The sequence below is a fragment of the Actinoplanes sp. NPDC089786 genome (assembly GCF_040684855.1).
GTDB lineage: Bacteria > Actinomycetota > Actinomycetes > Mycobacteriales > Micromonosporaceae > Actinoplanes.
Map to the genome: position 1 here is coordinate 204943 of NZ_JBFBGU010000010.1, position 24012 is coordinate 228954.

Genomic DNA, 24012 nt, shown 5'->3' on the forward strand with positions numbered 1-24012 from the left:
GAGATGGCACGCGTCAAGCGGGCTGTGAACGCCCAGAAGAAGCGCCGCACGCTGCTCGAGAGCGCCAGCGGTTACCGCGGGCAGCGCTCGCGCCTGTACCGCAAGGCCAAGGAGCAGATGCTGCACTCGATGCAGTATTCGTACCGTGACCGGCGGGACCGCAAGGGCGACTTCCGCCAGCTGTGGATCACCCGCATCAACGCCGCGGCGCGGGCGAACGGCATGACCTACAACCGGCTGATCCAGGGTCTGCGGCTGGCCGAGGTCGAGGTGGACCGCAAGATCCTCGCCGACCTGGCCGTGCACGACGCGACCGCGTTCGCCGCGATCGTCGAGATCGCACGGGCCGCGGTGGCGGCCGAGGGCACCGGCGGCGCCGCTGCCCAGGCTGCCTGAGCACCCTTTGCACGTGACAGAGGCGTCCTCCGCTTCCGGTTCCGACCGGGACGGTGGGCGCCTTTTCACGCCGCGTACGCCGCGGATCGTCGCGGCCCGGCGTCTGCAGCGGCGGCGTGACCGCGACCAGACCGGCCGCTTCCTGGCCGAGGGCCCGCAGGCCGTCGCCGCGGCGCTGGCCGCCGGGGTGGTCGTCGAACTGTTCGCCACCCCGTCCGGGCTCTCCCGGCATCCCGCGCTGACGTCGGAGGCCACGCTGGTCTCCGAGGAGGCGCTCGCCGCGCTGGCCGAGACCATGCACCCGCAGGGGCTGGTGGCGGTCTGCTCCGTTGTGGACGTGTCGCTGTCCCCGCACCGCCTGACCGCGGTGCTCGCCGACATCCGCGACCCGGGCAACGCCGGCACGATTCTGCGTACGGCCGACGCGGCCGGCGCCGGGGCGGTCGTCTTCGCCGGGGACGCCGTGGACCCGTACAACGGGAAGTGTGTGCGGGCGTCGGCGGGCTCGCTGTTCCACGTCGACGTGGTGCGGTCGCGGTCGGCGGCCGACGTGGTCTCGGCGCTCCGCCGGTCCGGGGTGCGGGTGCTGGCCGCCACCGGCTACGGCGACGTGAGCCTGGATGATCTCGTCGACGACGGGTCGCTGGCCGGGCCGACGGCGTGGCTGTTCGGATCGGAGGCGCACGGGCTGTCCGAGGAGCTGCTGGCCGCGGCGGACGCCCGGGTCCGCGTACCCCTCTACGGCGGCGCCGAAAGTCTCAACCTGGCCGCGGCCGCCGCGGTGTGCCTCTACTCGTCGGCGCGGGCCCAGCGCTGATGCGGGCGATCGTCTACGCCGGGGTGGGTTCGCCTCCGGTGGTGCGGTCGGTGCCGCCGCCCCCGTGCCCCTCCGGCGGTGCTGTCGTGGCGGTGCGGGCGACCGGGGTGTGCCGGTCGGACTGGCACGCGTGGCGGGGACACGACCCGGTCACGCTGCCACACATTCCCGGCCACGAGTTCGCCGGCGAGGTCGTCGAGATCGGCGCCGGGGTGCGGGACTTCGCCGTCGGCGACCGGGTGACCAGCCCGTTCGTGAACGGGTGCGGGGAGTGCTCGTACTGCCGGGCCGCGGACGCGCAGGTGTGCCCGGCGCAGACCCAGCCGGGATTCACCCACCCCGGCTCCTTCGCCGAGCTGGTGGCCGTGCGGGCCGCCGACACCAACCTCGTGCGCTTGCCGGCCGGGCTCGGGTTCCCGGCCGCGGCGGCGCTGGGGTGCCGGTTCGCCACGGCCTACCGGGCGCTGACCGCGCAGGCCGGGCTGGTCGTGGGGGAGTGGGTCGCGATCTTCGGCTGTGGCGGGGTCGGTCTCTCGGCGGTGATGATCGCCAAGGCGCTGGGCGCGCGGGTGATCGCGGTCGACCCGTCGCCGGCCGCCCGGGAGCGGGCCGTCGAGCTCGGCGCCGACCACGCCGTCGAAGTCTCGGCCACCCGCTCGTCCTCGGACGCGGCCGCGTATTCGTCGACCCGCACGCTCCACGACCCGTCGGTGATCGAGGGCCTCTCGCCCGGCGGCGTGCACGTGACGGTGGACGCGGCGGGATCGGCCGCGACGGCGGACGCCGCGGTGCGCAGCCTCCGGCGCCGGGGCCGGCACGTCCAGGTCGGCCTGATGCTCGGCGCGGACGCGCTCGCCCCGCTGCCGTGGGACCTCGTGGTCGCGCGCGAGCTGGAGATCTACGGATCACACGGCATGGCCGCGGCCGGCTACCCGCCGATGCTCGCGATGGTGGCCGACGGCCGCCTCGACCCGGCCGCGCTGGTCGGCCGCACGATCTCGCTCGACGAGGGCCCCGCCGCCCTGATGGCGATGGACCAGCCCGCGGCGGGTGCCGGGATCACGACGATCCTGGTTTGATGGCGGCATGGAATACATCGTCGTGGTGGCCGGGGTCATTCTCGTGGTGGGGCTGGCCATGCTGGCGGCCGGTTCACGCGGGCAAGATCGGCGGAACACCGCGATCCGGCTGGCCGCCATCGAGCGCAAGCTCGACCTGATCATGAAGCACCAGGGCATCGTGGAGCCGCGGATCGAGGCGCCCGACGTGGTCCAGGAGCTGATGCAGGGCCGGAAGATCCAGGCGATCAAGATCTATCGGGAGCGTACGGGCGTCGGGCTGGCCGAGGCCAAGAACGCGGTCGAGCAGATCGCCCGCGAGCGCGGCCTCGACGTCCGTTAGGAACGCCCGACCACCCCGGACGACGCCGGGCGAGGTGGCGGCCGCAAAGGGCTCGGCCGCCACGCTCGGCCTGCTTCAGCTTTGCCCACGCAGGAAACCGACAAAACCCCCGAACGGACCAGAAGCTCTGGCCTTCCTGGGCGTCACGCCCCGCGGAGGGCCGCGCCGGTCGCCTTCGCGGCGGCGGCCACGGCCGCGTCGCGGGCCGCCACCGCCTCCTCGACCGTGAGGGTGCGATCGGGGGCGCGGAACGTCAGCTTGTAGGCCAGCGACCGCATCCCCTCGCCGAGCTGCGCGGACGCGTACACGTCGAAGAGCCGGACCGACTCCAGGAGCGGGCCCGCGCCGGCGGTCAGCGCCTTCTCCACCTCGGCGGCGGGGATGTCCAGCGGGACGACCAGGGCCACGTCGATCAGCGCCGGCGGGTAGGTCGTCAGCCGGCCCGCCTGGGTGACCTCGCGCGGCGGCACCGCGTCCAGGTCGATCTCCATCGCGCAGACGCGCTTGGGCAGCTCCAGGGCGGACAGGACGCCGGGGTGCAGCTCTCCGGCGTACCCGACGATCTCGCCGTCGACGCAGATGGCCGCGCACCGGCCGGGGTGCCACGGCGCGTACTCGGCCCGGCGTACCGAGACCCGCCCGGAGGGCACGCCGGCCGCCGACAGAGCGGTCCGCGCCGCCTCCACCGCATCCCCCCACGCGGCCGCGCGCCCCTCGCCCCACCAACCGGCCGGGTCGAACTCGCCGGTCAGCGCCGCGGCGAGATGCCACGGCTGGTGCGGGACGAGCGCGTTGGCCGCCGACCACTCCTCGTCGGACGGGCGGCGGTCGACGCCCAGCACGGGCGGCGGGGTGTCCACGGCCTGCGGCTGGAACACCTCGCCCAGCTCGTAGAGCGCCAGGTCGCGCTGGCCGCGGCCCAGGTTGCGGCGGAGCGTGCCGAGCAGGGTGGCCAGCAGCGACGTGCGCAGCTGGGGCTCCTCCTCGGACAGCGGGTTGGTCAGCCGGACGGCGCTGCGGCGCGGATCATCCGCGGGCAGGCCGAACGCGTCGTGCACGGACGGCGCGACGAACGGGTAGGAGAGGACCTCGACGTAACCACTCTCGGCCATGGCCCGCCCGACCGAACGACGGCGGCGCTGGGTCGCGGTCAGCCCGCCCCCGCCCGGCGCCGGCGGCAGCACGCTCGGGATGTCGTTGTAGCCACCCAGCCGCGCCACCTCCTCGACCAGGTCGGCCGGGGTGAGCAGGTCGGGCCGCCAGGTCGGCGGGGTGACCTCCCAGGTCGACGCGACCTTGCAGCCGACCTGCGACAGCAGCCCGGCGACGTCGTCTTCGTCGTAGGCCAGACCGATCACCCGGGACGGCAGCCGCGGGTCGAGCGCGATCGGCGCCGGCGGCACCAGGTGGTCGATGTCCAGGACCCGCTCGTCGGCCGTGCCGCCGGCGTGCTCGGTGAGGATGTCCACCGCGCGCTGCAACGCGACCAGGGCCAGCTGCGGGTCGACGCCGCGCTCCCAGCGCTTGGCCGCCTCGCTGAACAGCTTGTGCCGCCGGGCCGTGCGCCCGACCATCACCGGGTCCCAGTGCGCCGCCTCCAGCAGCACGTCGACCGTGCCCGGCTGCCAATCGCTGGTCTCGCCGCCCATCACCGCGGCGAGCGAGATCGGCCCGGTGTCGTCGCAGATCACCATGTCCTCGGCGTCGAGCACGCGCGCGACACCGTCCAGGGTGGTCAGCTTCTCGCCGGGGGTGGCCCGGCGCACGACCAGGCCGCCGCGAAGCCGCCCGAGGTCGAAGACGTGCATCGGCTGGCCGAGCTCGACCATCAGGTAGTTGGTGATGTCCACCGGCAGCGAGATCGTCCTGATCCCGGCCGCGGCCAGCCGCTTCTTCATCCAGGCGGGCGACTGCGCGTCGGGGTTGATGCCCCGGACGACGCGGGCGGCGAACCGGTCGCATCCCACGGTGTCCTCGACGCGGACGGCGTGGGGCGCCTCGTCGGTTCTGGCGGCGAAGGCCGCGTTGGCGGGGTCGCTGTACGCCGACTTGTAGGCGTAAGAGAGCTCCCGCGCCATCCCGCGCAGGCTCATCTCATAGCCCCGGTCGGGCGTGATCTCCACCTCGACCAGCACGTCATCCAGCCCGACCACCGGCCGTGCGTCATCACCCGGGGCGCCGGCTCCCTCCGCGAGCACGAGGATCCCGGCGTGATCGTCGCCGAGACCCAGCTCCCGTACCGAACAGATCATGCCGTGGGAATTGCGGCCGTAGGTCTTCCGCGCCCCGATCTTGAACCCACCCGGCAGCTCGCCACCGGGCAGGATCACGACGACCAGGTCACCGACCGCGAAGTTGGTGGCCCCGCACACGATCTCCTGCGGGTCGGACCGGCCCACGTCGACCCGGCAGAAGCGGATCGGCTTCTTGAACCCGGTCAGCTCCTCGATCTCCAGCACCCGGCCGACCACCAGGTCACCGCGCACGGTGGCGGCCTGGTCGACGACCGACTCCACCTCCATGCCCAGGTCGGTCAGCGTCTGGTCGAGCTCCGCGGCGGTCAGCGACGCGGGCAGCTCCACATAGTCACGAAGCCACGACAGTGACGTCTTCATCGCGTCAGACCTCCATTCCGAACGTACGGGTGAAACGAACGTCGCCCTCGACCATGTCGCGCATGTCGCTGACCCCGTTGCGGAACATCAGCGTCCGCTCGACGCCCATGCCGAAGGCGAACCCGGAGTACCGCGACGGGTCGATCCCGCAAGCCGTCAGCACGCGCGGGTTGACCATGCCGCAGCCACCCCACTCGACCCAGCGCGGCCCGTCCCGGTGCTGCTCGAACCACACGTCGAACTCGGCCGACGGCTCGGTGAACGGGAAGTAGTGCGGCCGCCAGCGGGTCTTCGCGTCCGGACCGAACATGGCCCGGGCGAAATGGTCGAGCGTCCCGCGCAGGTGGGCCATGGTGATGCCCTCGTCGACGACCAGGCCCTCGATCTGGTGGAAGACCGGGCTGTGGGTGGCGTCCAGCTCGTCCGACCGGTACGCCCGCCCCGGGCTGACCACGTAGATCGGCGGCGTCCGGGTGAGCATGGTGCGCACCTGGCCGGGCGAGGTGTGCGTGCGCATGACCAGGCCCGGCAGGTCGACGTAGAAGGTGTCCATCGACCCGCGCACCGCGTTGTCCGGCCCGATGTTGAGGGCGTCGAAGTTCACCCACTCGAGTTCGAGCTCGGGCCCGTCGACGATCTCGTAGCCCATGCCGATGAACAGGTCGGCCATGTGCTCGATGAGCGTGGTCAGCGGGTGCCGGGCGCCGCGCGGGCGCCGGTCCCAGGGCAGGGTGACGTCGACGCGCTCCTCGACCAGCACGCGCGCGGCCCGTTCCAGCTCCAGCTCGGCCAGGCGCGCGTCGAACGCGCCCTGGACCGCCTGCCGGGCGAGATTGACGCGCTTGCCGGCGTCGGACTTGGCGGCCGGCGGCAGCGACCCGATCTCGCGGCGCGCGAGCGACACCGGCGAGCGGTCGCCGAGGTGGGCGGGCTTCAGCCCACCGAGCGCGTCGAGGTCTTTCGCGGCCGCGAAGTCCGCGGTGGCGGCGGTGACGGCGGCGTCGAGCGCCGACGGGTCGAGCAGGGCGGCCTGCTTCGGATCGTACGGATCGTTGCGGTAGGACATGATGCGGCGAACTCCCTCACACCGGATGAGCCATCGGGCAGTTTACGGACGGCTGTGCCGTAGCCCACCGGTCGGGGAGGAATCGCGGAGTAATCGCGCGAGGAAGGACCCGTCAACCAGCGGGCCGCGTAAACCATCTCCCTGTCGCCACGCCGAAATCATAGACCACCCCCTTCGCCGGGGACGCTGGGTTTTGGCCTCGCCGTTCAACCCTCAAGATCAAGAGTTTGATGTTCCCGCGTCCGTCGGGGTACAGACCGTATGCTCCCGCGGGCTCGAGGTCCGTGCAGCCCTACCCGGTCTGACCGGCTCGTGCTTTCATGCTGTGGTGGCGCACCCGATCATGTTCGACGACGACGACCCGATCCTGGCCCGCGTCCGTGACCTGGCGCTGGCCTTCCCCGACGCGGCCGAGAAGATCTCGCACGGCCACCCCGCCTTCTACACGACCAAGGTCTTCGCCTACTACGGCGGCTCGGTCAAGCGGGACGGTGAGTGGATCCGCCACGAGCGCGCGCTGATGGTGCTGACCGGCCCGGACGAACGCGAGGCCATGCTGTCGGCGTCGGAACGCTGCTTCGTGCCCGCCTACCTGGGTCCGTCCGGCTGGCTGGGCGTCGACCTGGCCGACGACACCGACTGGGACGAGATGGCCGAACTCCTCGACGCGAGTTACCGCCGCACCGCCGGCGTCCGCCGGGTGGCCCGGCTGGACGCTCGCGACGCGCGTTCCTAGCCGCCCGGCCGCGGGGCCTCAGTTGCTCGGCCGGCCGGGCTCAGCTGCCCGGCCGCCGGGGCCTAGCTCCTCGGCCGGACGGCTCAGCTGCCCGGGCGCGGAGCGGCGACCGGGCTGCGGTGGCCGGTGCGGTCGATGGCGCGTACGCCGAACTGGACGTTGTCCTTGGAGATGTCGATCGTGGCCGACGAGACGGCGCCGACCAGGGTGCCGTGGGTCCAGTCGGGTTCGGTGGTCTCGCGCCAGACGACCTCGTAGCCGGCCAGATCGGTGTCGGTGCCGGCCCGCCAGCGCAGCGTGGTGGCGTTGGTCAGCTGGGTGGTGTCGATGATGACGTCGCGCGGGGTGGACGGGGCCTGGGCCAGCGACCAGAGGACCGCGGCGTTCACCCGGGCCACCCGGGCGATGTAGAAGAAGTCGCAGAACCGGGGCAGGTCGCCGTACTGCACGCCGTCTTCCACCCGGACGTCCTGGTGTTGCAGGCGGAAGTTCTCGCGCGGCTCGGTGAAACGGGCCGCGGGGTAGCCACGCCGCAGGAACGAGACGTGGTCACTGCCGCGCAGGTAGCGGTCGCGGCGCCAGACGACCCGGATCTTCATGCCGGTCTCGGCGTTCTCGGCCACGTCGCGGACGAACCGGCCGAGCTGGCGGGACGCGCCGTCGTTCTCGCCGCCGACCGACTGCCGGGTGGTCGCCTCGGCCGGCGTCTCGGCGGTGGGCACGCCCTCGACGAAGAGCCGGACCGTGCGGTGTTCGGGCGGGGTGCCGTCATGGGCGTCGCCGGTGCCGACGATGTCGTTGCTGAACATGCCCTGGATGTCGGCGCCCGCGTCCTTGTAGGTCTGGGCCAGGTGGTCGGAGCCGTACAGTCCCTGCTCCTCGGCGGCCACCGCGGCGAAGACGATGGTCGCCTCGGTGTCGCGGGTGGCGAAGACCCGGGCCAGCTCCATCACGGCGGCCACACCGGACGCGTCGTCGTCGGCGCCGGGGGCGTCGGCCGTCGCGTTCATCACGTCGGTGACCCGGGAGTCGTAGTGGCCGGTCACCACGTAGACCCGGTCGGGGTCGGCGGCGCCGCGGAGCGTGGCGACGATGTTGGTGATGCGCGTCGGCGCGGGCACCCGGGGACTGACCGGCTGGATGAACGACTGGAGCTCGACCGTCATCCGGCCGGCCGACGCGGCGGCGTACCGCTGCATCTGCTCGAAGATCCAGTCGCGGGCGGCGCCGATGCCGCGGACCGGGTCGTCCTGCGCGGACAGGGTGTGCCGGGTGCCGAAATCGGCGAGGCGGCGGACGGTTCGCTCGATGCGGCGCGGATCGATCTCGCGCAGCACCTCCTTGAGTTCCCGGTCGGGGGCCTGCGGCCGGATGCGGGTGCGCGGCGAGGCGGTGGCCTCGGGGCTGCCCAGGGCCTGGCCGGGGTGGCCGAGGAACGGAGCCGCGACGGCTGCCGCGGCGGACGCGGAAAGGAAGGCTCGCCGGTCTGCCATACCGGACACTTTGGTCTACATCGCCGTACGTGTCTACGGTCATCTATGTCAAATGCTGCACACGGGCTGCGATCAACGCAGCGCATCATCCACTGACGTCTCGTAGCGTCCGAGAAATACCGGATCGCGGCCGGAAGCGACATCCAGCATCGCCTTCACGACCGCCATCCGCTCCCGGCCCGAGCTGGACAGCCACGGCTGCCGGTAGATCCGCGCGGAGTCGTCGCCGACCCCGTCCGTGTCCACGCCGAGCTTGCGGCAGAGGGCGACCGCCCGTGCGATGTGATAGCTCTGCGTGACGACAATGGCCTTCCGTACGCCGAAGATCTGCCGGGCCCGGGCACACGAGTCGTAGGTGTCGAAGCCGGCGTGGTCGAGCGCCACCTGCGTCCCCGGCACGCCGTGCTGGACCAGCCATCGGAACATCGCGCCCGGCTCGTTGTACGCCCACCTGGCGTGGTCTCCCGAGACCAGGATCGCCTTGACCTTGCCGGCGGCGTACAGCTGCCGCGCGATCTCCAGCCGGGCCACCACGAACGGTGACGGTTCGTCGTCGGCGTAGATCTCCGCGCCGAGCACCAGGGCGACCGGGGCACTCGGCGCGGCCGCCGCGTCGGCGTACACATGACCTGCGGAAACGCCTTTTACCCAGAACGCTCCGGCGGCCATCGTGAGCACCGCGGCGGCCACCGCGAGCGAACCGGCGACGACTACGCGGCGGAACCACTTGATGAGCACAGGCCGACTTTGGCAGGCCCGGTCAAGCCTCGAGGTAGATGTCATCTACGTAGATGACATCTACCTCAGTCCGCCGGTCAGGAGGCTCTGATGACGCGCTCGATGATCTGCCAGGTGTCGTCGTCGTCCTGGCCGCCGTGGTGGACGCCGCGGAAGCGGGCCACGCCGATGGCCAGGTCGGCCAGGTCCCACCACTCGCGGTAGAGGGCCAGCACCTCGGGCCGCGGGTCGGTGCCGGTGGCCCGGGCGTACGCGTCGGTCATCTGGTCGCCGAGCAGCCACAGGTCGCGTTCGGGCGGCGCGATCAGGGCGGTGTCCCAGTCGATCAGGCGCCAGCCGCCGGCGGTGCGCATGCTGTTGGCCGGGTGGGGCTCGCCGTGGGTCAGCACGTCGCGGGAGCGGTCGACCCCGGCGGTGCGCTCGTCGTAGCGGGCGTAGCGGGCCGCCACCTGGTCGGCGTGCTCGGCCAGCAGCGCCGCCGTGCGGCCGGCGTACGGGCCGTCGCCGGTGGGCGGGCCGGTCAGCGCGGCCGCCACCGCGTCGCGGCGGGGCACGCTGAGGTCGTCCACGCCGGCTTTCTCGCGCACGACCGGTGGTGCGGCATGAACACCCACGACCATGTCGAGCACGCCGTGCCGATGGTCGTCACCGGTCCACTCGTCCCACCGGAAGCTGGTGCCCTCGACGTGGGGATAGACGGCCGCCGCCCAGCGGGGACCGAGCCGCACGACCGGCCGGCCACCCGCGGTCGGCACCGGTGCCACCACGAAACCCGCGCCGGTCTGGCGCAGCGCCCGGGCCGCGGCCAGGGCGCGACCCAGCCGGGCGTACGCGTCGTCGTGGGTCTCGGCCGCCGCGAAGCGACCGATCTCCAGATCGTCGACGGTCACGAACCACCGGCCGCCGGACGGGTCGCGAGCGATCCAGTGGTGGCTGCCGAAGCCGACCGGCGCGTGGTCGAGCCGGGCCACCGCCACGCCCCACTCGCGGGTCAGGGCGGCGGCCAGCTCGCCGGTGTCGAAGTCGTCGGGCAGGCTCTGCACCCGCCCGATTCTGTCAGGCCGTGACCGAGAAGCGGGCGACGATCAGGTCACGAGAGTTGGGTCCGACCTGGAGCTGGAACGCGCCCGGCTCGACCACCCGGCGGCCGTCCGCGGTGACCAGCGTGCAGTCGGCCACCGGCAGTTCGAGATCGACGGTGGTCGAGGACCGCGGCGGCACGGTCACCTGCCGGTAGGTCTTCAGCTCCTTCTCGGCCCAGGTCACGCTGGTGACGAGGTCGCTGACGTACACCTGAACGGTTTCCACCGCGGGGCGGTCGCCGGTGTTGGTGAGGGTGATCCGGGCCCGGACCGTGCCGTCCCGGGGCGGCTCTTCGTCGAGAAGGACCAGGTCGGCGTACTCCACCGTGGTGTAGCTCAGGCCTTCACCGAAGACGAACTGCGGCTCCTGGCTGAGGTCGGCGTAGCGGCGGCCGTGCTGGCCGCGGATCTGGTTGTAGTAGACCGGCTGCTGGCCGACGTGCCGCGGCATGGTGATCGGCAGCCGGCCGGTCGGCTCGATCGCGCCCAGCACCAGCTCGGCGATCGCCCGGCCGCCGCGCATGCCCGGGTTGAAGGCCTGGATGACGGCCGCCGCGCCGACCGCGGCCGGGGGCAGGACCAGCGGCTTCGAGTTGATCAGAACGACCACCATCGGCGTTCCGGTGGCGGCCACCGCCTCCAGCAGCGCCACCTGGCCGCCCTGGAGCTCCAGGGTGGCGGTCGACTTGCTCTCGCCGGTCAGCGCGACCGTGTCGCCGACGACTACGACCGCCACGTCGGCGTCGCGGGCGGCGGCCACCGCCTCGGCCAGTTCGGCCTGGTCGACCGGGACGCCCTGGGCGACCGGCGGGCGCGGCTGGCCGTCCGGGAAGTGCGTGCCCCCGGGGTCGGGGACCAGCTGGACGACGCCGGCGCCGCGGGCGTGGACGACATCGGTGAACAGGGCGCGGAAGCCGTCCAGCACCGTCTCGGTGAGTTCCCGGGGGTGGCCGTCGGGCAGCCAGTCGACCTGGCCGGAGTCGCCGGCCCAGTCGCCGAGCTGGGCCGACACGTCGTCGGCGTTGGGGCCGAGGACGGCAATCTTGCTGGTTCCGGCGAGCGGCAGCACGCCGTCGTTGCGCAGCAGCACCAGCGAGCGGCGGGCGGTCTCCAGGTTGAGCGCGCTGTGCTCGGGTGCGCCGATCACCGCCGCCTGCCGGGCCGCGTCCGGGCCGCGCGGGTTCTCGAAGAGCCCGAGGCGGAACTTCAGGCGCAGGATCCGGCGTACGGCCTCGTCGATCTCGGACTCCTCGAGCGTCCCGCGCTCGATCGCCTGCTGTGCGCCCTCGAAGAAGCCGGGGGTGGTCATGATCAGGTCGTTGCCGGCCCGGACGGCGGCCGCCGCGGCCTCGGCGATGTCGGCGCAGACCTGCTGCTCCCAGACCATCCGGCCGACGTTGTCCCAGTCGGTGACCAGCGTGCCGGTGAAGCCCCACTCCTGCTTGAGCACGTCGTTGAGCAGCCACCGGTTGGTGGTGATGGGCACGCCGTCCATCGACTGGTAGCCGAGCATGAACGTGGCCACGCCCTCGCGGGCCACCCGCTCGAACGGCGGCAGGAACCAGGCGCGCAGCTTGCGCGGGGTCAGGTCGGCCTCGCTGGCGTCCCGGCCGCCCTGCGTCTCGGAGTAGCCGGCGAAGTGCTTGGCCGTGGCCAGGATCGCGGTCGGGTCGGTCAGCCCGCCGCCCTGGTAGCCGCGGACCATCGCCGCGCCCAGCTCGCCGATCAGGTACGGATCTTCGCCGAAGGTTTCGTCCACCCGGCCCCAGCGCAGGTCGCGGGCGATGCACAGGACGGGGGAGAAGGTCCAGTGCACGCCGGTCGCCGACACCTCGACCGCCGTGGTGCGGGCCACCCGCTCGACCAGGCCGGCGTCCCAGGAGGCGGCCATCGCGAGCTGGGTCGGGAAGATCGTCGCGCCGGGCCAGAACGAGTGACCGTGGATGCAGTCCTCGGCGGTGAGCAGGGGGATGCCCAGCCGGGTGCCGGCCGCGAGGTCGATCGCCTCCAGCAGCTTCTGCGGCGAGGTGTGCAGGATCGACCCGGCCAGCTTGTCCGTGACGATCTCCTTGAGGTCGCCGCGGGAGTCCAGCTGGAGCATCTGCCCGACCTTCTCGGGCAGGGTCATCCGGCCCAGCAGATCCTGCACGCGCTCGTCGACGGGGAGCGCGGGATCACGGTACGGATCGTCAGCGGGCACTTGGGGGGACCTCCGGGGGATCGATGAGCGATAACACTTTTTGGGGACCAGATACCGCAGTCTGACAGTCCGGAACCGGTTCCGTCACCCCGCGGCGGTTCCGGAACCTACACGTGTCAGTGGCTAGGACTGGCGATACCAGGAACATCAGGGGGCTTAGGGGAACACTTGGGGGCATGACCGCCTGCGCCGAGCGGCACTCAGCCGCAGGCGAGGGCCAGAAGGGCATGCCAAAGGAGGCTCAGCATGACCACCTCGGACTTCGGGCGGGCGATCCGCACCTGGCGGGACCGGATCGGGCCGGGCGCGGCCGGTCTCCCCGCATACGGTCACCGGCGCGCCGCCGGCCTCCGCCGCGAGGAGCTGGCACTGCTGGCGGGCATCTCGGTCGACTACGTGACCCGGCTGGAGCAGGGCCGGGCCACCCAGCCCTCGGTGCAGGTGGTCGAGGCGCTGGCCCGGGGACTGCGGCTGACCGGCAACGAGCGCGAGCACCTGTTCCGGCTGGCCGGCCTGGTGCCGCCGGGCAGCGGCCTGATCCCCGGCCACCTCACCCCGAGCATCCAGCGGCTGCTCGACCGGCTGGCCGGCACCCCGGTCGCGGTGTGCGACCTGCTCTGGACCATGGTCACCTGGAACCCGCCGTGGGCGGCGCTGATGGGCGAGCCGGGGCCGGCCCACAACACCATCCGGCGGCACTTCCTCGACCACGACCCGGGCCGGGTCGTCCGGACCCCGGAACAGACCGCCTCGTTCGAGTCGGAGATGGTCGGCGACCTCCGGACCGCGCTGAGCCGCTACCCGGACGATCCCCGGGGGCCGCGGATGGTGGCCGAGCTGCGGGCGGGCAGCGCCCGGTTCGCCGACCTGTGGGACTCCGGGGTGCTGGGCGTGCATGTCGCGTTCCGGAAGATCATCGACCACCCCGCGGCCGGGCTGATCGAGCTCGACTGTGACGTGCTGAGCGCGGCCGGCACCGATCTCCGGCTGATCGCGTACACCGCGGAACCTGGTTCTGAAGCAGCCGAGAAGCTGGCGCTGGTCACCGTGCTCGGGACTCAGACCCTGACCTCGTAGCCGAGCACCGTCCCGGCCACCTCGCGCACCCGGCGGTCGAGCTCCGAGGCGAACTCGGCCAGCTCGGCGCCGGTCGCGTCCAGCTCGCGGGCCCGGTCCAGCGCCTCGGCGGCGGTCCGCTCGTCGCCCAGCACCAGGGCCAGCTCGGCCCGGTAGGCCAGCGCCTCGACCATCAGCGCCGGATCCTCCTCGGGCGGCACCTGGCCCAGCGCCCCGTCCAGCACGGCCGCCGCCCGCCCGTGGTCCTCCTGGACGTCGGCCAGCACCACGGCGTGCTCCAGGGCCCGGGCCAGCACGGTCCGCGGGCCCGGGGCACGTTCGGCGCCGTGGGCGATCACCCGGATCCAGTTGCCGGCCGGGTCGACGATGCTGAAACCGCCGAGCGCCGCCGCGCGTACCCGTGGCCTGGTCATCCTCGGCACCCCCGAGACCAGCACCTTCCCGTACGCGGACCGCATGCCGTCCGCGAAGGCCCGGTGCAGCGCGCCGATGTCGTCCACCAGCACCAGGCAGGAGCCGTACGAGGTCTCCGGCTCGAACTCGGGCACCACGAAGAAGTGCAGGTTCAGGTCGGCCCGGCGGAGGGCGACGTAGCCCGGCTGCCGATAGGTCGCCCGGAACCCCAGCACCGCGTAGAAGGCGGTGATCTCGTCGACGTCCCGGCAGGGCAGCAGCGGGACCGTCACCTCGTTGGCCACGTGCTCTTTCTACTACGGTTCGGGCGGAACCCTCCCGGAAAGGCCGCTCATGATCATCGAATCCGCCGAAGTCGTGGTTACCAGCCCGGACCGCAATTTCGTCACGCTCCGCGTCACCACCGACGACGGGCTCGTCGGGCTGGGCGACGCCACCCTCAACGGGCGGGAGCAGAGCGTGGTGGCGTACCTCGCCGAGCACGTGGCGCCGCTGCTCGTCGGCCGGGACGCGCACCGGATCGAGGACGCCTGGCAGTTCCTCTACCGCGGGGCGTACTGGCGGCGCGGGCCGGTCACGATGGCCGCCATCTCGGCCGTCGACGTGGCCCTGTGGGACCTCAAGGCGCAGGCCGCGGGGATGCCGCTCTACCAGTTGCTGGGCGGGGCGTCCCGGAGCGGGCTGCTCGCGTACGGGCACGCCAGCGGGCCGGACCTGCCGTCGCTCTTCGACTCGATCCGGCGGCTGCTCGCGGAGGGCTATCGCGCCATCCGGGTGCAGACCAGCGTGCCGGGGCTGGACCGGATCTACGGCATCGGTGGTCCGGTCGCCTATGAGCCGGCCGGCCGGGTGGCGGCGCCCGTCGAGGAGGACTGGGACAGTCGTTCCTACCTGCGGCACCTGCCGGGCGTCTTCGAGGCGGTCCGGGCCGAGTTCGGTCCCGAACTGCCGCTGCTGCACGACGTGCATCACCGGCTCACCCCGATCGAGGCGGCCCGGCTGGGCCGGGCGCTCGAGCCGTACGACCTGTTCTGGCTGGAGGACTGCACCCCGGCCGAGGATCAGGAGGCGTTGCGGCTGGTCCGGCAGCACACCACCACGCCGCTGGCGATCGGCGAGGTGTTCAACTCGGTCTACGACTACCGGCGGCTGATCGCCGACCGGCTGATCGACTACGTCCGCTCGGCGGTGACCCACACCGGCGGCATCACCCACCTCAAACGGATCCTGGAGTACGCCGGGCAGTACGGCATCAAGTCGGGCATCCACGGGCCGACCGACATCTCGCCGGTGGGCATGGCGGCGGCGCTGCATCTGGGTCTCGCCGTGCACAACTTCGGGATCCAGGAGTACATGAAGCACGGCGCGCGTACGGATCTCGTCTTCGAGCAGTCGTTCAGCTTCACCGACGGGCTCATGCACCCCGGGTCTTCCCCCGGGCTGGGCGTCCGGCTCTCGCTCGACGAGGCCGGCAAGTACCCCTACCAGACCGCCTATCTGCCCATCAACCGGCTGAAGGACGGCACCCTGCACGACTGGTGACGTACGGCACGGTTGTCTCCGCGTCGTGTTACTTGATACGGTCTTCTGCATAGTCATACGGAGGGCTGCATGGGTTATTCAGTCGCGGTCGCGGGAGCGAGCGGATATGCGGGCGGTGAGCTGCTGCGCCTGATCTCGGGTCACCCCGAGTTCGAGCTGGTGGCGGCCACCGCCCACAGCCAGGCGGGTGCGCCGGTGGCCGCGGTGCACCCCCAGCTGACCGGTCTCGACCTGGTGCTGAAAGCCACCGAGCCGAGCTCGTTCGACGGTGCTGACCTGGTCTTTCTCGCCTTACCCCACGGGCAGTCGGCCGCCCTGGCGGGCCGGCTGCCGGCCGGGGTCAAGGTAGTCGATCTGGGCGCCGACTTCCGTCTCGAAGACGCCTCCCTGTGGACGAAGTACTACGGCGGCGACCACGCCGGCACCTGGACCTACGGGCTGCCCGAACTGCCCGGCCAACGGGCCGCGATCGCCGCGTCCGACCGGGTGGCCAACACGGGTTGTTATGCAGCGACGATCACGCTCGCGCTGGCGCCGCTGATCGCCGCCGGGGCGGCCGATCCGGCCGACGTGGTGGTCGTCGCCTCCTCCGGCACCAGTGGCGCCGGGCGCTCGGCCAAGGTGAACCTGCTGGCCAGCGAGGTGATGGGCGACCTTTCGCCCTACAAGGTCGGCGCCCACCAGCACGTGCCCGAGATCAAGCAGGCCACCGGCGCGACCTCGTTGTCGATGACCCCGGTGCTCGCGCCGATGCCGCGCGGCATCCTGGCCACGGTCACCGCCAAGGCATTGGGCCCCGACCCGCGTGCGGTGCTGGCCGCGGCCTACGCCGACGAGCCCTTCGTTCATGTGCTGCCCGAGGGCGTCTGGCCCCACACGGCCGCCACCGCCGGTTCCAACTCCTGTCACCTGCAGGCGACCGTCGACATCGATTCGGGGCGGATCATCGTCGTCAGCGCCCTCGACAACCTCGGTAAGGGCGCGGCCGGTCAGGCCGTGCAGAACGCCAACCTGATGGTCGGCCTGCCCGAGACCGCGGGCCTGTCCGTCCTGGGGGTCGCGCCATGAGCGTCACCGCGCCGAAAGGCTTCCGGGCCAGCGGGGTCGCCGCCGGGCTGAAGGACGGCGGTCGTTCCGACGTCGCGCTGGTCGTCAACGACGGCCCCGATTTCACCGTCGCCGGCGTCTTCACCGGCAACCGGGTGAAGGCCGCGCCGGTGCTCTGGAGCGAACAGGTGCTCAAGGGCGGCATCGTCCGGGCCGTCGTGCTCAACTCCGGCGGCGCCAACGCCTGCACCGGCAGCCAGGGCTTCCGCGACACCCACGCCACGGCCGAACACACCGCCGCGGCGCTGCGGGCCGCCGCCCGGCCGATGCTGATCGGCGCGGGCGACGTCGCGGTCTGCTCGACCGGGCTGATCGGCGAGCTGCTGCCGATGGACAAGCTGCTGCCCGGCGTCACCCATGCGGCCAAGAGGCTGACCGCCGACGGTGGGGATGCGGCCGCCGAGGCCATCATGACCACCGACACGGTGGCCAAGACCGCGGTCCGCGCCGGCGAGGGCTGGAGTGTCGGCGGCATGGCCAAGGGCGCCGGCATGCTGGCGCCCGCGCTGGCCACCATGCTCGTGGTGATCACCACCGACGCGGTGGCCGGCAACGACGCGCTCGACGAGGCGCTGCGCGAGGCGACCAGGCTGACCTTCGACCGGATCGACTCCGACGGCTGCATGTCCACCAACGACACCGTGCTGCTGCTCGCCAGCGGCGCCTCCGACGTGCAGCCCGAGCAGGCCGAGCTGACCGCGGCGGTCACCGCGGTCTGCCACGACCTGGCCCAGCAGCTGATCGCCGACGCCGAGGGCGCGACCAAACACGTCGCGATCGAGGTGCACGGCGCGGCCAGCGAGGCGGACGCGGTCGAGGTCGGCCGCACGGTGGCCCGCAACAACCTGGTGAAGACCGCGCTGTTCGGCAACGATCCCAACTGGGGCCGCATCCTGGCGGCGGTCGGCACCACCAAGGCGGCGTTCGAGCCCGACCGGATCGACGTCGCGGTCAACGGCGTGTGGGTGTGCAAGAGCGGGGCGGCCGCGGAAGACCGGTCCTCCGTCGACCTGACCGGCCGTGACGTGAACATCCGGATCAATCTTCACGAGGCCGAGATGTCCGCGACGATCTGGACCACCGACCTGTCACACGCCTACGTGCACGAGAACTCGGCGTACTCGTCGTGACCATGACCCCCCACCAGAAGGCGGCCGTGCTCATCGAGTCGCTGCCGTGGCTCGAGCGCTTCCACGGCGAGACGGTGGTCATCAAGTACGGCGGCAACGCGATGATCGACCCCGAGCTGCAGGCGGCGTTCGCGGCCGACATGGTGTTCCTGCGCTACGCGGGCATCCGGCCGGTCGTCGTGCACGGCGGCGGCCCGCAGATCAACGCCATGCTGGGCCGGCTCGGCATCGAGAGCGAGTTCAAGGGCGGGCTGCGGGTCACCACGCCCGAGGCGATGGACGTGGTCCGCATGGTGCTCACCGGTCAGGTCGGCCGCGAGCTGGTCGGCCTGATCAACCAGCACGGCCCGTTCGCGGTCGGGCTGTCCGGTGAGGACGCCCGGCTGTTCACGGCCGTCCGGCGCCACGCGGTGGTCGACGGCGAGCCGGTCGACATCGGCCAGGTCGGCGACGTCGCCTCGGTGGACACCTCCGCGGTCGACGACCTGATCGCGGCGGGCCGCATCCCGGTCGTCGCCACGGTCGCGCCCGACGCGGCCGGCGTCGTGCACAACGTCAACGCCGACACCGCCGCCTCGGCGCTGGCCGTCGCCCTCGGCGCCCGCAAGCTGGTCGTCCTGACCGACGTGCCCGGCCTCTACACCAACTGGCCCGACACCTCGTCGCTGACCACCGAGATCGGCGCCGACGACCTCGAGAAGCTGATGCCGTCGCTCGAGTCGGGCATGGTCCCCAAGATGGAGGCCTGCCTGCGCGCGGTCCGCGGCGGTGTGCCCGCCGCGCATGTGGTGGACGGCCGTGTCGCCCACTCGATCCTGTTGGAAGTCTTCACCTCGGAGGGATTCGGGACCATGGTGACGCCGTCATGAGCGGGCTGGTCGGCCGCTGGCAACAGGCCATGATGGACAACTACGGCACGCCACCGCTCGGCCTGGTCCGCGGCGCCGGCGCGGTGCTGACCGACGAGGACGGCCGCGACTACGTCGACCTGCTCGGCGGCATCGCGGTGAACGCGCTCGGCCACGCCCACCCGGCCGTGGTCCAGGCGGTCTCCCAGCAGATCGCCACCCTCGGGCACGTCTCCAACTTCTACGTCACCGAGCCGTCGGTCGCGCTGGCCGAGCTGCTGCTGGCCCTGGCCGGCCGGCCCGGGCGGGTGCTCTTCGGCAACTCCGGGGCCGAGGCCAACGAGGCCGCGTTCAAGCTGTCCCGGCTCACCGGGCGCACCCATGTCGTGGCCGCCGAGGGCGGCTTCCACGGCCGCACGATGGGCGCGCTGGCCCTGACCGGCCAGCCGGCCAAGGCCGACCCGTTCCGGCCGCTGCCGGGCGAGGTCGCCCACATCCCGTTCGGCGACGCCGAGGCGTTGCGGGCCGCGGTGACGACCGCGACCGCGATGGTGATCCTGGAGCCGATCCAGGGCGAGAACGGCGTGATCGTCCCGCCGCCCGGCTACCTCGCCGCCGCCCGCGAGATCTGCACCGCCACCGGCGCGCTGCTCGTGCTCGACGAGGTGCAGACCGGGATCGGCCGCACCGGGCACTGGTTCGCCCATCAGGCCGACGGCGTCGAACCCGACATCGTCACGCTGGCCAAGGGCCTCGGTGGTGGCCTGCCGATCGGCGCGTGCCTGGCCTTCGGGCGGGCCGCCGAGCTGTTCACGCCGGGGCTTCACGGCACCACGTTCGGCGGCAACCCGGTGTGCTGCGCGGCGGCGCTCGCAGTGATCCGGACCATCGCCGGCGACGGGCTGCTCGACCACGTCAAGCGGGTCGGCGAGCAGTTGCGGCGCGGCGCCGAGGCGCTCGGCCTCACGGTCCGCGGATCGGGCCTGCTGCTCGGTCTCGAGCTGCCCGGCGCCACGTCGGCGGCGGTCGCGGCGGCCCTGCGTGACAAGGGATTCCTGGTCAACCCGGTCCAGCCGGGCGTCATCCGGCTCGCCCCTCCGCTGATCCTCAGCGCCGAGCAGGCCGACGCGTTCCTCACCGCCCTGAAAGAGGTCCTTCCGTGACGAAGCACTTCCTCGCCGACGACGACCTGTCGCCGGAGGAACAGGGCGAGGTGCTCGACCTGGCCGCCGCGTTCAAGGCCGACCGCTACGGCTACAAGCCGCTGGCCGGGCCGCAGTCGGTCGCGGTCATCTTCGACAAGCCGAGCCTGCGCACCCGGCTGTCCTTCGAGGCCGGCATCGCCGAGCTGGGCGGCAACCCGATCATCGTGGACACCCAGAACACCCACTTCGGCCGGGGCGAGACGCTGGCCGACGCCGGACGGGTGCTGTCGCGGTATGTGTCCGCGATCGTGCTGCGCACCCACGGCGACGACCGGCTGGCCGAGCTGGCCTCCGACGTCCGCGTCCCGGTGGTGAACGCGCTGACCGATGGCTACCACCCCTGCCAGCTGCTGGCCGACCTGCAGACCGTGCGTGAGCGGCTGGGCGGCACCAAGGGCGTCAAGCTGGCCTACGTCGGCGACGCGGCCAACAACATGGCGCACTCCTACCTGCTGGCCGGGGCGACCGCCGGCATGCACGTCCGGGTCTCCGCGCCGGCCGGCTACGACCCGTCCAGCGCCGTGGTGTCCCGCGCGGCCGAGATCGCGGCGTGGACCAACGGCTCGGTCGAGGTGCTGCGCGACCCGTTCGAGGCGGTCGACGGCGTCGACGTGGTCGCCACCGACACCTGGACGTCGATGGGCCAGGAGGGCGACGGCCGCGACCGGCTCACGCCGTTCCGGCCCTACCAGGTGCGGGCGGAGCTGGTCGGCGCCGCGGCCCGCGACGCGATCGTGCTGCACTGCCTGCCCGCCCACCGCGGTGAGGAGATCACCGACGAGGTGATGGACGGGCCGCAGAGCGCCATCTTCGACCAGGCCGAAAACCGTCTGCACGCCCAGAAGGCCCTGCTCGCCTGGCTGGTCGAACACGGCGAGGAATCGTGACCGGTCCCGGGACGCGGGCCGGTCGGCACGCCCGGATCGTCGAGCTGGTCCGCGAGCGCGCGGTCCGCTCGCAGACCGAGCTGGGCGAGCTGCTCGCCGCCGACGGGGTGCAGGTCACCCAGGCCACGCTCTCCCGCGACCTGGAAGAACTGAACGCGGTCAAGGTCAGCGGCGCCTACGTCATCCCGGAAGACGGCCGCCGCCCGCTGCGCGACGCCGAGCAGGCCCCGGCCCGGCTCATCCGCCTGCTGCGCGAGCTGCTCACCGGCGTCGACGCCAGCGGCAACCTGGCCATCCTCCGAACCCCGCCCGGTGCGGCCCAGTTCCTCGCCAGCGCGCTGGACCGCTCCGGGCTCTCCGACGTCGTCGGCACCATCGCCGGCGACGACACGATCCTCGTCGTGGCCCGCGACGTCACCGGTGGCAAGGCCCTGGCCGACAAGCTCGCCGACTGGGCCGGCCACGCCAACGACATCATCGAAAGGAGCACCCCGTGAGCGAGCGGGTCGTACTTGCCTACTCCGGAGGTCTCGACACCTCCGTCGCCATTCCCTATCTCGCCGAGCAGGTGGGCGGCGAGGTGATCGCCGTCGCGCTCGACGTCGGGCAGGGCGGCGAAGACATGGAGGCCATCCGGCAGCGTGCCCTGGACTGCGGCGCGGTGGAGAGCGTCGTGGTGGACGCCCGCGAGGAGTTCGCGGCCGACTTCTGCCTGCCCGCGTTGCGCGCCAACGCCCTCTACATGGACCGCTACCCGCTGGTCTCGGCGCTGAGCCGGCCGCTGATCGTGCGGCACCTCGTCGAGGCGGCCCAGCAGCACGGCGGCACGGTCGTGTCGCACGGCTGCACCGGCAAGGGCAACGACCAGGTCCGCTTCGAGGTCGGCATCGGCGCGCTGGCGCCCGACCTGCGGGTGATCGCGCCGGCCCGCGACTTCGCGTGGACCCGGGACAAGGCGATCGCGCTGGCCGAGGAGAAGGGCCTGCCGATCGACGTGTCGCACAAGTCGCCCTACTCGATCGATCAGAACCTGTGGGGACGCGCGGTGGAGACCGGCTTCCTGGAGGACATCTGGAACGCGCCGATCGAGGAGCTGTACTCGTACACGTCGAACCCGGCCGAGCCACGCGACGCCGACGAGATCACCATCACCTTCGACCGCGGCAACCCGGTGGCGATCGACGGTGAGACGGTGACCCCGCTCGAGGCGATCACCGTGCTGAACCGCCGGGCCGGCGCCCAGGGGGTCGGCCGGCTCGACATGGTCGAGGACCGCCTCGTCGGGATCAAGAGCCGCGAGGTGTACGAAGCGCCTGGCGCGATCGCCCTGATCACCGCCCACCAGGAGCTCGAGAACGTGACCGTCGAGCGGGACGTGGCCCGGTTCAAGCGCACCGTCGACCAGCGCTGGGGCGAGCTCGTCTACGACGGTCTCTGGTTCTCGCCGCTGCGCGACGCGCTGGAGGCGTTCATCGCCGAGACGCAGGAACACGTGTCCGGCGAGGTGCGGATGACCCTGCACGGCGGCCGGGCGGTGGTCACCGGCCGGCGCTCCGAGGCCAGCCTCTACGATTTCGGGATGGCGACCTACGACACCGGGGACACGTTCGACCAGTCCCTCGCAAAGGGATTCGTGCAGCTCTGGGGGTTGCCGTCACGGATGGCGTCGGCGCGGAACAAGCGGCTCGCATGACTGATCGCACTTCTCTGTGGGGCGGCCGGTTCGCCGGTGGCCCGGCCGAGGCCCTCGCCCGGCTCTCCGTCAGCGTGCAGTTCGACTGGCGGCTGGCGCCCTACGACCTCGCCGGTTCCCGGGCCCACGCCCGGGTGCTGGCCGCCGCCGGGCTCCTCGATCCCGACGAGCTGGGCAAGATGCTCGCCGCCCTCGACGACCTCGAGGCGGCCTGCGCGTCCGGCGAGTTCCGGCCCACCGTCGACGACGAAGACGTGCACACCGCGCTGGAACGCGGCCTGCTCGAGCGGCTCGGGTCGCTCGGCGGCAAGCTGCGCGCCGGCCGGTCCCGTAACGACCAGGTCGCCACCGACCTCCGGCTCTACCTGCGCGACCACGCCCGCGGGGTGGCCGCCGCGGTGATCGAGCTGGCCGACGCGCTGACCGAGCAGGCGGCGCTGAACGTGGACACGCCGGCGGCCGGCATGACCCACCTCCAGCACGCCCAACCGGTCAGCTTCGGCCACTGGCTGCTGGCCCACGTCCATCCGCTGCTCCGCGACCTCGACCGGCTCGCCGACTGGGACCGGCGCGCGGCGATCTCCCCGCTCGGCAGCGGCGCGCTGGCCGGTTCGTCGCTGCCGCTCGACCCGGCGGCGGTGGCCAAGGAACTGGGCTTCACCGCCCCCGCGGCCAACTCGATGGACGCGGTGGCCGACCGCGACTTCGTGGCCGAGTTCCTCTTCGTCACGTCGCTGATCGGCGTGCACCTGTCCCGCCTCGGCGAAGAGGTGGTGCTCTGGACCTCGACCGAGTTCGGCTGGGTGGAACTGGACGACGCCTTCGCCACCGGGTCGTCGATCATGCCGCAGAAGAAGAACGCGGACATCGCCGAGCTCGCGCGGGGCAAGAGCGGCCGGCTGATCGGCGGGCTGGTCGCGGTGCTGACCATGCTCAAGGGGCTGCCGCTCACCTACGACCGCGACATGCAGGAGGACAAGGAGCCGGCCTTCGACGCCGTCGACACCCTCCAGCTGCTGCTGCCCGCGCTCGCCGGGATGATCTCGACGATGACCGTCCGGGTCGACCGTCTCGCCGCGTCCGCGCCGGTCGGCTTCTCGCTGGCCACCGAGGTCGCCGACTGGCTGGTCCGCAAGAACGTCCCGTTCCGTGACGCCCACGAGATCACCGGCCGGTTGGTGGCCCTGTGCGCGGCCCGGGAGTGTGAGCTGGAAGAGGTCACCGACGACGACCTGAAGACGGTCAGCGAACACCTCGACCCGTCGGTGCGCGAGGTCCTGTCGGTGCGTTCCGCGCTCGCGGCCCGCACGACGCCCGGCTCGACCGGCCCCGGCCCGGTGGCCGAGCAGCTGGCGATGGTGCAACACCGGCTGGACACCTGCCGGCAGTGGGCGATCGAGACGGTCGTCCCGCGGTGAGCAACGACGCCTCGGTCATCGCCCGGATGGCCGAGCAGGCCCGCGCCGAGGTGTCGGCCTAACCGCCGGGCGTGACCGTGCTGTCCGAGCCGAAGTAGTAGCTCGGGTAGGCCGGCTGGCGAACGGTGGGGTGGCGCCCGGGGACCC

Annotated in this window: 22 protein-coding genes; 15 read left to right on the forward strand and 7 right to left on the reverse strand. The window is 72.4% G+C overall.

All coding sequences use genetic code 11. The features are described 5' to 3' along the window. The first annotated feature begins 3 nt into the window (after positions 1–3). Genes rplT through AB0O15_RS27175 form a run of 4 tightly spaced genes read left to right on the forward strand, consistent with a single transcriptional unit; the run spans position 4 to position 2614 of the window. Positions 4–396 carry a 50S ribosomal protein L20 gene (gene rplT / locus AB0O15_RS27160; RefSeq protein ID WP_364323664.1) on the forward strand — a complete coding sequence of 131 codons (393 nt, stop codon included), beginning with the start codon at positions 4–6 and terminating at the stop codon, positions 394–396. Between the two features lie 13 nt (positions 397–409). After that, entirely contained in the window at positions 410–1213 is an 804-nt protein-coding gene (locus AB0O15_RS27165; RefSeq protein WP_364323666.1) for an RNA methyltransferase, read from the forward strand. Further along, complete coding sequence (locus AB0O15_RS27170; RefSeq protein WP_364323668.1) at positions 1213–2292, forward strand: alcohol dehydrogenase catalytic domain-containing protein; 1080 nt, start codon at positions 1213–1215, stop codon at positions 2290–2292. The genes AB0O15_RS27165 and AB0O15_RS27170 overlap by 1 nt, the downstream gene beginning before the upstream one ends. Positions 2293–2299: 7 nt before the next feature. Then, entirely contained in the window at positions 2300–2614 is a 315-nt protein-coding gene (locus tag AB0O15_RS27175; RefSeq protein ID WP_364323670.1) for a ribosomal protein L7/L12, read from the forward strand. Positions 2615–2757: 143 nt separating this feature from the next. Here the strand turns inward: AB0O15_RS27175 and pheT are convergent, their stop codons facing one another. Next, on the reverse strand, positions 2758–5229 hold the full coding sequence (pheT, locus tag AB0O15_RS27180; protein ID WP_364323672.1) for a phenylalanine--tRNA ligase subunit beta: 2472 nt from the start codon (positions 5227–5229) through the stop codon (positions 2758–2760). A 4-nt stretch (positions 5230–5233) separates the two neighbouring features. Further along, on the reverse strand, positions 5234–6295 hold the full coding sequence (gene pheS / locus AB0O15_RS27185) for a phenylalanine--tRNA ligase subunit alpha (RefSeq protein WP_364323674.1): 1062 nt from the start codon (positions 6293–6295) through the stop codon (positions 5234–5236). 328 nt (positions 6296–6623) lie between these two features. On the opposite strand from pheS, the gene AB0O15_RS27190 reads away from it, so the two are divergent. Further along, on the forward strand, positions 6624–7031 hold the full coding sequence (locus tag AB0O15_RS27190; RefSeq protein ID WP_364323676.1) for an MmcQ/YjbR family DNA-binding protein: 408 nt from the start codon (positions 6624–6626) through the stop codon (positions 7029–7031). An 83-nt stretch (positions 7032–7114) separates the two neighbouring features. On the opposite strand, the gene AB0O15_RS27195 is transcribed toward AB0O15_RS27190, so the two are convergent. The 4 genes from AB0O15_RS27195 to AB0O15_RS27210 all read right to left on the reverse strand — a co-directional run bounded on the left by AB0O15_RS27195 (position 7115) and on the right by AB0O15_RS27210 (position 12544). Further along, a complete protein-coding gene (locus AB0O15_RS27195) occupies positions 7115–8524 on the reverse strand; it encodes a M20/M25/M40 family metallo-hydrolase (RefSeq protein ID WP_364323678.1) in 1410 nt (469 codons plus the stop codon). 72 nt (positions 8525–8596) lie between these two features. Beyond that, positions 8597–9193, reverse strand: a complete 597-nt coding sequence (locus AB0O15_RS27200; RefSeq protein ID WP_364323821.1) for an ElyC/SanA/YdcF family protein — start codon at positions 9191–9193, stop codon at positions 8597–8599. 146 nt (positions 9194–9339) lie between these two features. Next, a complete protein-coding gene (locus AB0O15_RS27205) occupies positions 9340–10305 on the reverse strand; it encodes a hypothetical protein (RefSeq protein WP_364323680.1) in 966 nt (321 codons plus the stop codon). A gap of 13 nt (positions 10306–10318) precedes the next feature. Beyond that, positions 10319–12544 carry a glycoside hydrolase family 3 N-terminal domain-containing protein gene (locus tag AB0O15_RS27210; protein ID WP_364323682.1) on the reverse strand — a complete coding sequence of 742 codons (2226 nt, stop codon included), beginning with the start codon at positions 12542–12544 and terminating at the stop codon, positions 10319–10321. A 246-nt stretch (positions 12545–12790) separates the two neighbouring features. Between AB0O15_RS27210 and AB0O15_RS27215 the strand changes: the two genes are divergently transcribed. Further along, on the forward strand, positions 12791–13621 hold the full coding sequence (locus tag AB0O15_RS27215) for a helix-turn-helix transcriptional regulator (protein WP_364323684.1): 831 nt from the start codon (positions 12791–12793) through the stop codon (positions 13619–13621). Here the strand turns inward: AB0O15_RS27215 and AB0O15_RS27220 are convergent. After that, positions 13603–14319, reverse strand: coding sequence for a VOC family protein (locus AB0O15_RS27220; RefSeq protein WP_364323688.1), 717 nt, complete (start codon positions 14317–14319; stop codon positions 13603–13605). The two genes, AB0O15_RS27215 and AB0O15_RS27220, sit on opposite strands and share 19 nt — an antisense overlap. Before the next feature lie 49 nt (positions 14320–14368). Between AB0O15_RS27220 and manD the strand changes: the two genes are divergently transcribed. The 9 genes from manD to argH all read left to right on the forward strand — a co-directional run bounded on the left by manD (position 14369) and on the right by argH (position 23865). Beyond that, positions 14369–15577, forward strand: a complete 1209-nt coding sequence (manD, locus tag AB0O15_RS27225) for a D-mannonate dehydratase ManD (protein ID WP_364323690.1) — start codon at positions 14369–14371, stop codon at positions 15575–15577. Positions 15578–15646: 69 nt separating this feature from the next. Beyond that, the gene (gene argC, locus AB0O15_RS27230; protein WP_364323692.1) at positions 15647–16645 is read left to right on the forward strand and encodes an N-acetyl-gamma-glutamyl-phosphate reductase; all 999 of its coding nucleotides are present in this window, start codon (positions 15647–15649) and stop codon (positions 16643–16645) included. Continuing rightward, entirely contained in the window at positions 16642–17814 is a 1173-nt protein-coding gene (gene argJ / locus AB0O15_RS27235; protein WP_364323693.1) for a bifunctional glutamate N-acetyltransferase/amino-acid acetyltransferase ArgJ, read from the forward strand. Before argC ends, argJ begins: the two co-directional genes overlap by 4 nt. 2 nt (positions 17815–17816) lie before the next feature. Continuing rightward, positions 17817–18683 (forward strand): acetylglutamate kinase, encoded by an 867-nt coding sequence (gene argB / locus AB0O15_RS27240; RefSeq protein WP_364323823.1) that lies wholly within the window; start codon positions 17817–17819, stop codon positions 18681–18683. Then, on the forward strand, positions 18680–19825 hold the full coding sequence (locus AB0O15_RS27245) for an acetylornithine transaminase (RefSeq protein WP_364323694.1): 1146 nt from the start codon (positions 18680–18682) through the stop codon (positions 19823–19825). Before argB ends, AB0O15_RS27245 begins: the two co-directional genes overlap by 4 nt. Continuing rightward, complete coding sequence (gene argF, locus AB0O15_RS27250) at positions 19822–20754, forward strand: ornithine carbamoyltransferase (RefSeq protein ID WP_364323695.1); 933 nt, start codon at positions 19822–19824, stop codon at positions 20752–20754. The genes AB0O15_RS27245 and argF overlap by 4 nt, the downstream gene beginning before the upstream one ends. After that, the gene (locus AB0O15_RS27255) at positions 20751–21251 is read left to right on the forward strand and encodes an arginine repressor (RefSeq protein ID WP_364323696.1); all 501 of its coding nucleotides are present in this window, start codon (positions 20751–20753) and stop codon (positions 21249–21251) included. The genes argF and AB0O15_RS27255 overlap by 4 nt, the downstream gene beginning before the upstream one ends. After that, a complete protein-coding gene (locus tag AB0O15_RS27260) occupies positions 21248–22447 on the forward strand; it encodes an argininosuccinate synthase (RefSeq protein WP_364323697.1) in 1200 nt (399 codons plus the stop codon). The genes AB0O15_RS27255 and AB0O15_RS27260 overlap by 4 nt, the downstream gene beginning before the upstream one ends. Next, complete coding sequence (argH, locus tag AB0O15_RS27265) at positions 22444–23865, forward strand: argininosuccinate lyase (protein WP_364323698.1); 1422 nt, start codon at positions 22444–22446, stop codon at positions 23863–23865. Before AB0O15_RS27260 ends, argH begins: the two co-directional genes overlap by 4 nt. Positions 23866–24012 lie beyond the last annotated feature (147 nt).

What these genes read in the sequence shown, in the direction of transcription:
- AB0O15_RS27215 (WP_364323684.1), top strand. Translation starts at nt 12,791, where the DNA reads ATGACCACCTCGGACTTCGGGCGGGCGATCCGCACCTGGCGGGACCGG.
- AB0O15_RS27200 (WP_364323821.1), bottom strand. Translation starts at nt 9,193, where the DNA reads ATGGCCGCCGGAGCGTTCTGGGTAAAAGGCGTTTCCGCAGGTCATGTG.
- argH (WP_364323698.1), top strand. Translation starts at nt 22,444, where the DNA reads ATGACTGATCGCACTTCTCTGTGGGGCGGCCGGTTCGCCGGTGGCCCG.
- argJ (WP_364323693.1), top strand. Translation starts at nt 16,642, where the DNA reads ATGAGCGTCACCGCGCCGAAAGGCTTCCGGGCCAGCGGGGTCGCCGCC.
- argC (WP_364323692.1), top strand. Translation starts at nt 15,647, where the DNA reads ATGGGTTATTCAGTCGCGGTCGCGGGAGCGAGCGGATATGCGGGCGGT.
- AB0O15_RS27170 (WP_364323668.1), top strand. Translation starts at nt 1,213, where the DNA reads ATGCGGGCGATCGTCTACGCCGGGGTGGGTTCGCCTCCGGTGGTGCGG.
- argB (WP_364323823.1), top strand. Translation starts at nt 17,817, where the DNA reads ATGACCCCCCACCAGAAGGCGGCCGTGCTCATCGAGTCGCTGCCGTGG.
- pheS (WP_364323674.1), bottom strand. Translation starts at nt 6,295, where the DNA reads ATGTCCTACCGCAACGATCCGTACGATCCGAAGCAGGCCGCCCTGCTC.
- rplT (WP_364323664.1), top strand. Translation starts at nt 4, where the DNA reads ATGGCACGCGTCAAGCGGGCTGTGAACGCCCAGAAGAAGCGCCGCACG.
- AB0O15_RS27245 (WP_364323694.1), top strand. Translation starts at nt 18,680, where the DNA reads ATGAGCGGGCTGGTCGGCCGCTGGCAACAGGCCATGATGGACAACTAC.
- manD (WP_364323690.1), top strand. Translation starts at nt 14,369, where the DNA reads ATGATCATCGAATCCGCCGAAGTCGTGGTTACCAGCCCGGACCGCAAT.
- AB0O15_RS27175 (WP_364323670.1), top strand. Translation starts at nt 2,300, where the DNA reads ATGGAATACATCGTCGTGGTGGCCGGGGTCATTCTCGTGGTGGGGCTG.
- AB0O15_RS27195 (WP_364323678.1), bottom strand. Translation starts at nt 8,524, where the DNA reads ATGGCAGACCGGCGAGCCTTCCTTTCCGCGTCCGCCGCGGCAGCCGTC.
- pheT (WP_364323672.1), bottom strand. Translation starts at nt 5,229, where the DNA reads ATGAAGACGTCACTGTCGTGGCTTCGTGACTATGTGGAGCTGCCCGCG.